General features: G+C 52.6%; 9 protein-coding genes and 1 riboswitch. Of the genes, 2 read left to right on the forward strand and 7 right to left on the reverse strand.

The features are described 5' to 3' along the window. Positions 1–308 precede the first annotated feature (308 nt). Positions 309–1,166, reverse strand: coding sequence for a glutamate racemase (gene murI / locus EDC54_RS15060; protein ID WP_132458095.1), 858 nt, complete (start codon positions 1,164–1,166; stop codon positions 309–311). Continuing rightward, positions 1,111–2,994, reverse strand: coding sequence for a TonB-dependent vitamin B12 receptor BtuB (gene btuB / locus EDC54_RS15065; protein ID WP_132458098.1), 1,884 nt, complete (start codon positions 2,992–2,994; stop codon positions 1,111–1,113). The genes murI and btuB overlap by 56 nt, the downstream gene beginning before the upstream one ends. 67 nt (positions 2,995–3,061) lie before the next feature. Further along, positions 3,062–3,283: riboswitch (cobalamin riboswitch) on the reverse strand. A gap of 133 nt (positions 3,284–3,416) precedes the next feature. Here btuB and trmA point away from each other — a divergent pair. After that, the gene (gene trmA / locus EDC54_RS15070) at positions 3,417–4,520 is read left to right on the forward strand and encodes a tRNA (uridine(54)-C5)-methyltransferase TrmA (protein ID WP_132458101.1); all 1,104 of its coding nucleotides are present in this window, start codon (positions 3,417–3,419) and stop codon (positions 4,518–4,520) included. A gap of 39 nt (positions 4,521–4,559) precedes the next feature. On the opposite strand, the gene EDC54_RS15075 is transcribed toward trmA, so the two are convergent. Together EDC54_RS15075 and fabR are read right to left on the reverse strand one after the other, a co-directional pair. Next, complete coding sequence (locus tag EDC54_RS15075) at positions 4,560–4,943, reverse strand: YijD family membrane protein (RefSeq protein ID WP_132458104.1); 384 nt, start codon at positions 4,941–4,943, stop codon at positions 4,560–4,562. A 30-nt stretch (positions 4,944–4,973) separates the two neighbouring features. Beyond that, entirely contained in the window at positions 4,974–5,603 is a 630-nt protein-coding gene (gene fabR, locus EDC54_RS15080) for an HTH-type transcriptional repressor FabR (RefSeq protein ID WP_165904328.1), read from the reverse strand. Between the two features lie 196 nt (positions 5,604–5,799). Here fabR and sthA point away from each other — a divergent pair, with 196 nt between their 5' ends. Further along, positions 5,800–7,206 (forward strand): Si-specific NAD(P)(+) transhydrogenase, encoded by a 1,407-nt coding sequence (gene sthA, locus EDC54_RS15085; RefSeq protein WP_132458110.1) that lies wholly within the window; start codon positions 5,800–5,802, stop codon positions 7,204–7,206. Here sthA and oxyR read toward each other — a convergent pair. The 3 genes from oxyR to EDC54_RS15100 form a co-directional block, all read right to left on the reverse strand. Next, complete coding sequence (gene oxyR, locus EDC54_RS15090) at positions 7,198–8,106, reverse strand: DNA-binding transcriptional regulator OxyR (protein WP_132458113.1); 909 nt, start codon at positions 8,104–8,106, stop codon at positions 7,198–7,200. The genes sthA and oxyR overlap by 9 nt on opposite strands. 571 nt (positions 8,107–8,677) lie before the next feature. Next, a complete protein-coding gene (metF, locus tag EDC54_RS15095) occupies positions 8,678–9,574 on the reverse strand; it encodes a methylenetetrahydrofolate reductase (protein ID WP_132458116.1) in 897 nt (298 codons plus the stop codon). Positions 9,575–9,870: 296 nt separating this feature from the next. After that, positions 9,871–12,306, reverse strand: coding sequence for a bifunctional aspartate kinase/homoserine dehydrogenase II (locus tag EDC54_RS15100; RefSeq protein ID WP_132458119.1), 2,436 nt, complete (start codon positions 12,304–12,306; stop codon positions 9,871–9,873).

Genomic DNA, 12,306 nt, shown 5'->3' on the forward strand with positions numbered 1-12,306 from the left:
ACTGTTGTTCACTCTTCAAGACTTTTTATATCGTTAAGATACGGTCTTGTGAGTGCCCACACAGATTGTCTGATTATATTGTTAAAGAGCAGTGCCACATCTTCCGTGGCGCGGGCCGCATAGTCTATGCTAATCCGCTTTAAAGTCAAGTCATTGCTGACTGCTTTATGAAATCTTTTTCCTGCCGCCACAACCGCGTAAGCCGCTGTTGCCGTGTCAGTGGAGGCGCATTATAGGGACTTCTCGCCGCCTGACAAGCGCTAAATGCAAAAAAATCGTCGTTTGTCTACTATTTGCCCACAAAGTGATTAAAGTGGCAGTTTCTCCAGCGAATCGAAGCCATAACGCTGCAATATTGGCCATAGCGTGGCGACCTTAGGCGTAATCGTCAGACAATAAACCAGATTGCGTTCAGCCGAACGGGGAGGATTATCCAAATTGGCGATGAGCCATGCTGTTCTTCGTGCTATCGCCGCGCCGGAATCCACAAGCCGAGTGCCATCCGGCAGGGCCGCTTTCAGTTCTTCTGCCAATAACGGAAAATGCGTACACCCCAGTACGATCGTATCTGGCGGCTCAGGCAAACGCAGCCAGGGACGCAGAATTTTTTGCAGTTCAGTCACTGAAACCGTCTCCCCCTGTAATTTCGCCTCTGCCAGTTCGACCAGCGCTGACGAACCCAGCGACAGAATCTGGCAATCCGTCGCAAAACGGGCAATCAACTCATGCGTGTACGGACGTTGAACCGTCGCGCGCGTCGCCAACAGACCAACAACACCATTGCGCGTCAGTTTAGCCGCAGGCTTCACTGCGGGAACGACGCCCACGACAGGAAAAGTAAAACGTTCACGTAATGCAGGAAGAGAAATCGTACTTGCCGTATTGCAGGCAATCACGACCAATGCAAGCTGATGACGTTGTTGAACCGCCGTAACAATCTCAACCACGCGATCGATAATAAATTGCTGTGGCTTCTCGCCATAGGGAAAGGCTTCGTTATCGAAGGCGTAGAGATAATGAAGATCCGGCAAGAGCTGCCGGATCTCATCATAAACAGACAGCCCGCCTACGCCGGAATCGAAGACCAGAACCGTAGGACGGGATAGCAGGTTAGAAGGTATAGCTTCCGGTGAGATAGTATTCTCGCCCTGCCGTGCGGTAGCCATATGCCGTCTCGTAATCTTTATCAAACAGGTTGGCGATTCTACCACGAACGGTCAGATGAGAGGTGATCGGATATGAAGCGGCGAGCTCCCACGTACTATAACCACCAAGCTTCACGGGTTGAGGTTGAAAAGTGACAGGATCGAAATCAGTATCGGAACGCGCGCCTTGATAAAGCCAGGTCAGCGACATGTTCACATCATTTAATAATGTGGAAAGCTCATATTTTGCTTTTTTATGGGCACGGCGAGCCAAACCTTTATCTGCCGTTTTATCCTTAGCATCCAAATATTCCAATGTCATCTGATGCGACAACCACCCTGTATCATAGGCCGCGGTAAATTCAGCACCGGTCATTACCGCTTTGCCAACGTTATCGTAGGTCCCCGTTGAAAAGTTAATCGCGCGGTAGTTAATTAAATTATCAACCTCGTTCCGGTATCCAGAAAGACGCCAGTTTACCGGGCCGCTTAAGCCTTCAACGCCAAGTTCCCACTGCTTACTTTCTTCAGGCGATAAATTAGGATTCCCCTGCGAGTATGCGGTGTCATATATCTTGTCGAATGTCGGCGCTTTAAATGCCGTACCGTAAGAACCGACAATTCGATAGCCGTCAACAAACTCCCAGGCGGCGCCAGTTTGCCACGTGCCATGTCGGCCATATTGTTGATTATCATCACCGCGTATCGCGCCTTCTAACGTAACAGAGCCGAGTTGCTGCTGAGTTGTCAGATAAATGCCGGTATTATCGCGGCTATGGGCCTGAGTATAGGCGGCTCCGCCCCCCGGTTGCGCTCGCTCATTTCGCCAGTCAACCCCAGCACTTACGCTACCATTTCCTACATTGAAGACATTGCCCCATTGCAGGTTCCGTTGCTCAATTTGAGTAATCGTTCCGTTATATTTTCCGATGATGTCATTAAAATTGAGAGAATCATAAGTTTGATAACTGGCTGTTAATTGGCTTGAATAAATACCTTCATGGAATTTTAACCCTGCATCATAATTTCGAGTATTCAAGTAGCTCTTATCATTTCCTTGATAAGTACCAACAACATCATAATCCGTATTATTGTCATATCCATAGGCACGGAAAAAGCCGGAAGTATTTTCAGAGAAACGCTGTTCCAGCGCTCCCCAAAAAGATTTGCTGCGATAACCATCATTATCTCTGTCAGCTGGCCAAGGCGAGGAAGGATAAACATTATATCCATGGGTAGCTTCATAGCTTCCTGCAACACTGACAACAGTATTGTCACTCACATGACCACGTACTGAACCATCATAGTTCTGATAAGCATGAGAGCCGTAACCAGCGTTTAGCACCCCACCATCTTGATCGCGCTCGGTAATAATATTGATGACGCCACTGATAGCATCGGATCCGTACACGGCAGAACGTGGGCCACGAATATATTCAATACGTTGTACTAAAGATAAGGGGATTTGACTGAAGTCAACAGTGCCGGAAACCCCTGCCGAGGCAAGGCGAACCCCATCAATCAGTACCAATACATGGCTGGCACTTCCACCACGGATAAACACGGACCCAAGCTGGCCCCGCCCTCCGTTTTCAGCAATATCCACGCCGGGCAAACGGCGCATCACATCATTGAGCGACTTTGCCTGCCAGCGATCAATATCTGCACGCGTGACGACACTGTTTGCCGCCAACACCGAAGAAACCGGCTGTGCGAAACGGTTTGCCGTTACGACGATGTCATCAGCATTTTTTCCTGATGAATGATCTTGAGATGAATGGTTTTCCTGTGCCCAGCCAGAAAATGCCGTGACGGAAAGCGCCGTCAGCAGCGAAATTTTTTTTATCATTAGTTAACGCATCCAAGAAATAAGAAGGATGCCGCAGGTTCTGTTAATAGCACGCGATATGCAGAACCCATTGCGACGTATTCCGGCAGGTCTTCGGGCTTGGATGCCATTGTTATCACAAACCGCCAACAACGGTAAGGAATACAACGAAAGCGATGACTTCCCATCTTTAAAAGACAGTGTCTGCATAATAATGCTATCGCCGGGGCATTCCTTACCGCTGCGCGTCAGCTCCAGATTTACACTGGATTCCCTTTTAACTGGTACAAGACCGGACGCTCATCCTACAATCGCACATTGCGGAAGTCTAGACTTCTATATCACGACAGAATAATAACATCACAAAACTGGACTTCCTGGCCGGATTCCCTACAATTCCCGGCCAATAACGCCCTTTTAGACGCCGTTAAGACGAGAAAATCATGACGCCAGAAATCCTGCCCATCGAACAATACGACGACCAGCTTGCAGAGAAAACCGAGCGTCTGCGTGGAATGATGGCACCGTTCAATGCACCGGAGCCTGCCGTCTTCCGTTCTCCCGTCAGTCACTATCGAATGCGCGCCGAATTCCGTATCTGGCACGATGGCGACGCGCTTTACCACATTATGTTTGATCAGCAAACCAAACAGCGCATTCGGGTCGATCGGTTTCCGGCGGCCAGCGAGCTGATTAATCGCCTGATGCCCGTACTGATTGCCGCGCTACAGCCTGACCCGGTTTTGCGCCGCAAACTGTTCCAGATCGACTACCTGTCCACAATGAGCGACGAGATTGTCGTTTCCTTGCTGTATCACCGCGCACTGGACGAGGAATGGCAGGAACATGCCCGAACGCTGCGTGAAGGTTTGCTTGCGCAAGGTTTCCGCTTACAGCTCATTGGCCGGGCGACGAAAACGAAAATCTGTCTCGATCGCGATTACGTCGATGAATGTCTGCCGGTTGCAGGCCGGAACATGATTTATCGACAGGTAGAAAACAGCTTCACGCAGCCGAATGCCGCCATAAATATTCAGATGCTGGAGTGGGCGCTGGATGCGACGGCGGGGTCAAAAGGCGATTTGCTGGAACTGTACTGTGGAAATGGTAACTTTTCGCTCGCGCTGGCAAGAAACTTCGAGCGCGTGTTGGCAACGGAGATCGCCAAGCCGTCCGTCGCGGCGGCGCAATATAATATCGCCGCCAATCAGATTGATAACGTTCAGATAATTCGCATGGCGGCGGAAGAATTTACACAGGCCATGCTGGGCGTGCGACAGTTTAACCGTTTACAGGGCATCGATCTGACGAGCTATCAGTGTGAAACCATTTTCGTCGATCCGCCGCGCAGCGGACTGGATGATGCCACCGTTAAGCTCGTGCAGGCGTATCCGCGCATTCTGTATATTTCTTGCAACCCGGAAACGCTGAGCAATAACCTGCAAACGCTCTCGAAAACCCACGACATTCGCCGTCTGGCGCTCTTCGATCAATTCCCTTACACCCACCACATGGAGTGCGGCGTACTACTGGAAAAGCGTCAGTAACGCACACCGTCTGGCGGGCAGGCCCGCCAGACTCCCCCGCTACAGCGTCTCACTCTCTTCTGTTGCTGCCCCTGCGGCTTTTCTGCGGCGCAGTTTCAGGCCAATCCAGAAAACCAATGCCACGCACAGGATCGAGGGAATAAAGTTCGATCCAATAGCGGGATATTCAACGCGCACCATCGCGCTATAAGCCAACAGCCCCAGCAGAAAGCTAGCCGCCACCAGCACCGGAATACCCTCCGGCATGCTATGGTGCAGATAACGTTGATGCAGGCAGTAAACGGACAAGGCCAGCGCAATCAAGGGGAAGATAGAGAATGGGACGATACTGCTGAACAAGGCCGCGAATGCGCCATTGACGGATAAGCCCGCAATGAGCGCCAGCACCAGCGTGCCTTTTTCTTGGTGAGGTTTTTCGGTCATGGCTTTTCCCTTCTCATGGGTATAGAGGATTTATGGCACGGTAAAACTATTGTCGTGCTCTTTTCTGTACCAGTAATAAGCACCTTTGGCGATCATCCGTAATTGCAGCACTAATCGTTCTTCCAACTGCTTGCGCTGCTCCTGAGAGACATCGAGCGCTTCTGCTCCTGCGCTGAACACGATGGTCACCATCGCTTCCGACTGCGCCTCGGCAAAACTACGGGGAATATGGTTTTCCACCTCAAGATAATCCGCCAGTTCAGCAATAAAATGCTGGATTTCACGTGCGACCGCCGCACGGAAAGCCGCCGATGTCCCTGAGCGCTCACGTAGTAATAACCGAAATGCGTTAGGATTATTGCCGATAAATTCCATGAAGGTAGACACCGATGTTCTGATCACGCTGCCAGTTTTAGCAATACGCTGCCGGGCCTGACGCATTAACTGACGCAGCATCAGCCCACTTTCGTCAACCATCGTCAGCCCTAGTTCATCCACATCGCGAAAATGGCGATAGAAAGACGTCGGCGCAATCCCCGCTTCGCGTGCCACTTCACGCAGACTCAGGCTGGCAAAACTGCGTTCAGCGCTTAACTGACTAAAAGCAGCTTCGATAAGGGAACGACGAGTCCGTTCTTTTTGTTGTGCTCTGACACCCATTATGCTGCCCAAATGATTTACTCCCTTTTCCAGAAGGGCACTATAGCAAACTTTTTTGTCCGCAGAATGAGACAAAGTTTGTCATATTTAGAATGTGAGCATCCGTTTCCTTGGTAAATGCGGGGGTGATTGGGTTCTGCCGCAGTCAATGTTACAATCACGTTATTAATTTGTATAAAAACAGGTTTAGCCTACCATGACTCTACAACATCAATTCGATTATGATGCCATCGTTATTGGTTCAGGGCCCGGCGGTGAAGGCGCCGCGATGGGACTGTCCAAGCATGGCGCCAAAATTGCGGTGATTGAACGTCACTATAATGTCGGCGGCGGCTGTACCCACTGGGGTACGATCCCTTCCAAAGCCCTCCGCCATGCCGTCAGCCGTATTATCGAGTTCAATCAAAATCCTCTCTACAGTGATAATTCCCGCATTATTCGTTCCTCCTTCTCCGATATTCTGCGCCATGCCGACAGCGTCATCGGTCAGCAAACCCGAATGCGACAGGGATTTTATGAACGTAATCAGTGCGAGTTATTCTCCGGTGAAGCCCGCTTTGTCGACGCACATACGGTTGCCGTTCACTATCCAGACAATACCCATGAAACCCTGACTGCGGCGAATATCATCATTGCCACCGGTTCACGTCCGTATCATCCGGCAGACGTCGATTTCGGCCATCCCCGTATTTACGACAGCGACTCTATCTTGCAACTCGACCACGAACCTCAACACGTCATCATCTATGGCGCGGGCGTGATCGGCTGCGAATATGCATCTATCTTTCGCGGCCTGAGCGTCAAGGTCGATTTAATCAATACCCGCGACAGGCTGCTGGCCTTTCTCGATCAGGAAATGTCGGATGCCTTGTCCTACCACTTCTGGAACAACGGCGTCGTGATTCGTCACAACGAAGAGTTCGAGAGTATCGAAGGCCTGTCTGACGGCGTTATCGTCAATCTGAAATCAGGCAAAAAGATGAAGGCGGACTGCCTGCTCTATGCCAACGGACGCACCGGGAATACGGAAACGCTGGGGCTGGACAATATCGGCCTGAACACCGACAGCCGTGGACAAATCAAAGTCAACAGCATGTACCAGACGGCGCTGGCGCATATTTATGCCATCGGCGATGTCATCGGCTACCCCAGCCTGGCCTCGGCAGCATACGATCAGGGTCGACTCGCCGCGCAGGCGATCATCAAAGGCGATGCCAGCGCGCATTTAATCGAAGATATCCCGACCGGTATTTATACCATCCCGGAAATCAGCTCCGTCGGGAAAACCGAGCAAGAGCTGACCGCGATGAAAGTGCCTTACGAAGTCGGACGGTCTCAGTTCAAGCATCTGGCCCGAGCGCAGATTGTCGGCATGAATGTGGGAAGTTTGAAGATATTGTTTCACCGCGAAACAAAACAGATTTTGGGTATTCACTGCTTTGGCGAACGCGCCGCCGAGATTATCCACATCGGGCAGGCCATTATGGAACAGAAAGGTGAAGGCAATACTATCGAATATTTCGTTAATACGACCTTCAACTACCCAACCATGGCGGAAGCCTACCGCGTGGCGGCGCTGAATGGGCTCAACCGCCTATTTTGACAGGTTTTCCATATAGCCTTGCATATGCTCACGGATGGTATCGGCAAGCTGTTCATAACGTCCGCGCAGCGGTGAACCAGGACGATACACCAGCGCGATAGTCCGTTTGGGTTCCGGCTTATAGCAAGGCAGATAGCAGACGCCATCGCGCTCACGTTCATGCGGCACCGCCAGCGATGGCAGCAGCGTGATGCCACTTCCGGCAGCGACCATGTTACGCAGTGTCTCCAGACTGGTTGCCCGAAAATGCGTGTCTTCATCAGCCCCGGCCTGGAAGCAGAACCCCATCGCCTGATCGCGCAGGCAGTGGCCGTCTTCCAGCATCAGCAGCTTTTCGCCGGAGAGATCGGACATCGCCACACGCTCACGGTTTGCCCACGGGTGATCCTGATAAATCGCCAGCTTCATCGGTTCGTCAAACAGGGGAACTTCAATAAACGCTTCGGACTCTTTCACCATCGCCAGAATGGCGCAGTCCAGCTTGCCGCTGTCCAGTTGAACCAACAGCTGATGCGTCTGCGCTTCGTGCAGATACATTTCAAGTTTGGGAAACGTGCGATGCAGCATTGGAATGATTTGCGGGAGCAAGTACGGCCCAACGGTGGGGATCAAACCGATATGCAGCGGCCCAGACATGGTTTCGCCCTGCTGACTGGCCATCTCTTTTAAGACTTTAACCTCACGCAATACCGTGCGGGCTTGCTCCACCAACAACAGTCCGGCCTGGGTAAACAGTACCTTACGGCTGGTTCGTTCCAATAGCATCACACCCAATTCATCTTCCAGTTTGCGAATCTGACCACTCAGCGTGGGTTGACTCACATGGCAGGAATCCGCCGCACGTCGGAAATGACGATGTTCAGCCAGCGCTACAAGATACTCTAAGTCCCGAATATTCATTATTATTCTCCTTATCACGATAGCGAGCAACGATAGATAGAATATCAATCAACGATTGTCCCTATCAATATGCAAGATGCATAATACTTCACGCCGAAGCGTACCTGAGCATTTCTACAGAAATAAAACAGCCGTTTTACGCTTTCGGTGTTTAGCGGCACCAGCCAGCTCGCTACCACGCTATAACGAGCGAACGGATCCATTCAAGTGATTTGATACCGGCGATTAATGTGTACGCATCGAACAACGACACCTTCGTGGTGCATCGTGGAAAACCAACGGTAGATGAATCGGCTAACCGATAATGCCGCGTCAGAGAAAACCGATTGAAAAAGCGGCATTGCACCTCAAAAGCCTGATAGAGATGGTCGCCAAGCGATCATCCTACTTTGAGGTAAACGTTAGCGCTGCCAACGGAGGGGATTCCGGACATTATGAATAGGAATCTCATCCCTGAGATTCCCCCTTTTCACGGCCGCCATAAGTGACGTTGAAAGGCTTTCCGCTGCCATTGCTCATCGTCACCGCGTTGCGGCCTCGTGGCTCTTCCTGAAATCGTATGCGCGCGGCCTCAGCGAGACACTTCGGGGCGCACCCCCAGCGTATGACAAATCGCATAGCTAAGTTCGGCGCGGTTCAGCGTATAGAAGTGGAAATCTTTTACCCCTTCGCGGCTCAGGATTTTTACCATATCCATCGCGATAGAGGCACCGACCATTTTGCGCGTTTCCGGATCGTTATCCAGACCGTCAAACATGGTCGTCATCCAGTTCGGCACACGCACGTTAGTCAACGTGGCAAAACGCTGTAGTTGCTTGAAATTCGATACCGGCAGGATGCCCGGCACAATTTCGACATCGATGCCCGTCGCGACACAACGGTCACGGAATCGCAGGTAGCTTTCAACATCGAAAAAGAACTGCGTAATAGCGCGATTCGCACCAGCATCAATCTTGTGCTTCAGGTTGATCAGGTCAGACTGAGCGCTTTTGGCTTCGGGGTGTACTTCAGGATAGGCCGCGACTGAAATATCGAAATCGCCCACTTCTTTCAACAGGGAGACCAGATCCGCTGCGTACATATCCACCTTGCCGCCGCCTTGAGGTAAATCGCCGCGCAGCGCAACGATATGGCGGATCCCGCTCTGCCAATAATCCTGAGCGATTTCACGCAGCTGTTCGCGCGAAGCATCGATGCAGGTCAGATGAGGCGCCGCTTCCAGACCGGTACGCTCTTTAATCGTTTTGATAATGCCGTGCGTACGGTCACGCTCACCGGAATTTGCCCCATAGGTGACGGAGACAAATTTGGGTTTCAGGCTGCTTAGTCGATCAATTGAGTTCCAGAGCGTTTCTTCCATCTCACTGGTACGCGGCGGAAAGAATTCAAATGACACATTAATCCGTCCCTGCAATTCCGCCAGACTTTGATTCAGCGCTTCTCGCTGGTTTGCGTGAAAAAAGCTCATACCCTGCTACCCCATTGACCGTGACCGTTATTATCGCTTTATAAGCGTCTATACGTTTAGACGTCTATATAGAAAATGACGTAATCTGCTTAAGGAGTCAACGCTTTTCAAACGAGATGTGATGATGATTACTCACGATAAATGAAAAAAGTTCATCATGTGCCCCGGAAACAGGCGGGAAGAGAGCAGAAACCGGCTCGTCCCATCGCTGTTGAGGAAAGCTTTGAAGGAAGACGGGAGGAATAAGATACGGGCCGTCTCCGGTTACCGGAGACGGCCAGAAGATGATGCCGTCATTACAGCAGTTGAGCCAAACGGCTTAAATCAGACTGAAGCGCGCCCGCCGTGACATCGCGCCCGGCCCCCGGACCACGGATCACCAGCGGGTTATCCCGATACCAGCGGCTTTCAATCGCAAACACGTTATCGCCCGGCAACAGCGAGGCCAGCGGGTGATCGGGGTGAACGGCTTCAACGCCGACACGCGCCTTGCCGCTGCTGTCAAAACGCGCAACATGGCGCAGCACCAGCCCCATCTCCTGCGCGGCCTCCAGACGTTGCAGCATCTGCTCGTTCAATGAATCCCCATTCTCAAAGAAGTGATCGACAGAGCCCCGCTCACAGCCTGCCGGCACCAGCGACTCGACTCGCACCTGGCTGGGCTCGATATCATACCCGGCCTCGCGCGCCAGAATCACAAGCTTGCGCATCACGTCCTGACCGGACAAATCAACGCGCGGGTCCGGTTCGGTCAGCCCCTGTTGGCAGGCCTGATCGATCAGCTCGGTGAACGGAACCGTACCGTCGAATTGCAGGAATAGCCAGGAGAGCGTGCCGGAGAAAATCCCACTAATGGCCAAAATACTGTCACCGCTTTCCCGTAAATCACGCACGGCGAAATTGACTGGCAGCCCCGCCCCCACGGTCGCGTTATACAGCCAGTGGCGATCCGTTTTGGCGAACGCGTCGCGAATCTGGCGGTAGTTATTGCCGCCGGACGCACCGGCCAGTTTGTTGGCGCTGATAACATGGAAACCGTAGCTGGCGAAATCCAGATACAGATCGGCCACTAATTCACTTGCGGTGACATCCAGCACCACCAGATCGTCGAACGGATGCGCCCGCATCCACAGGAACAGATCCTCGCCATCCCGTTCGTGCGCCTCACTCTCAAAGAAAGCCAACGCGCGGCTGGCATCCAGTCCATCGTAATTCAGCAGGCTACGCGTACTATCCACAACGCCAGCCAGCACGAACTCGAAACCGGTACGAGCGGATAAATTGCTTTGCTCACGCGCAAACAGTTCCAGCCAGCGTGAACCAATATTCCCTTTCCCGAACAAGACCAAACCGATGCGTTTTTCTGCACGGAATAGCGAATGGTGCAACCCACGCACCAAATGCTCCGTTGGGCCAACGCGTAACACCGCCATCAGGCTGATGCCATCATCGGCCTGATGGACGAATTCTATCGGTTGATCTTTCAATTGCTGATAAAAACGGTGGCTGTGCAGCGGGTTTTTGCCCACGCCGGCACCGACCATCGCGACCATCGCCAAACCGTCACGCTGACTAAGCGCCACAGGCAGGTTGGCTTGCCCCAGCAGTTGCCAGGCGCTGTCCACCACTTCTGAGGTATAACAGAGTTGCAGCAGGTTACGATCCGGATGAACGCCAATCGCCAACGGCTTCACCTGTGAGCGATTCAGAAGATGTTCCACCTCTTTTTGCAACAACACAAAATCGTGTCCCGCCGGCACCAGAATTTCAATCAGACACACATCATCATGGCTGGTGACAATCTTGGCGCCGGTGCCCGATGCCAGCACGCGTTCAATCCGCGTCGAGCCTTGTTCAGGCTGGTAGCTGCAACGTAACTGTAAGTCAATATCGCTGGCGGAAACGGGCTGTAAGGTACGCGTATGCAGCACTGGCGCAGCCAGACGAGCCAACTCGCTGGCCTCATCCAGCCGTAACAGCGGCAGCAGACAGGCATCTTTCACTTTGCGCGGATCGGCGCTGTAAACCCCGGCGACGTCACTCCAGATCGTGACGCGCTTGACGCCAGCCAGGGCCCCAATCTGCGTGGCGGAATAGTCGCTCCCGTTACGCCCCAGCAGTACGGTTTCTCCCGCATCATTACGGCAGATAAAACCGGTCACGATCAGACGCTGCCCTGCATGCTGCGTCAGGTATTGCTGCAATAGCGGCCAGGAACGTCCTTCGTCAACCTGAGGTTGAGCGGCACGTTCCGCACAGAGAAAATCGCGCGCATCCAGCCAGGCGCTATGCATATCCCGGTGATTCAGCAGGGCGCACATCAAACGAGCCGACCAGATCTCACCGTGCCCGACGACTTCAGCGTAAACGGCCTCGGTGACGCCGCCATCCAATAGCGCGGCCAGGCGCTCCAGATCGCGAATAAATTGCGTCGTCAGCGCGTCGGCGTCTTCCGCAGGCAAAAGCCCGGCGATCAGTTCGCTCTGATAGCGGCGCAACGCTTGCTGAACCTGATGCGCCGACAGACGATCGCTCTGACTCAATTTTAACCAGCTAATCAGTTGGTTCGTGGTGCTGCCCGCGGCAGAAACCACCATCAAATCGCCCGGACGGCTGTACTCCGCCATAATCCCGGCAACGCGCAGGTAACACTTCACATCGGCCAGACTGCTGCCGCCGAACTTATGCAACTGCCGACCCGTTACCGATGGCGCTACACCTAATGCACTCAT

This window comes from Samsonia erythrinae, assembly GCF_004342665.1.
GTDB classification, from domain to species: domain Bacteria; phylum Pseudomonadota; class Gammaproteobacteria; order Enterobacterales; family Enterobacteriaceae; genus Samsonia; species Samsonia erythrinae.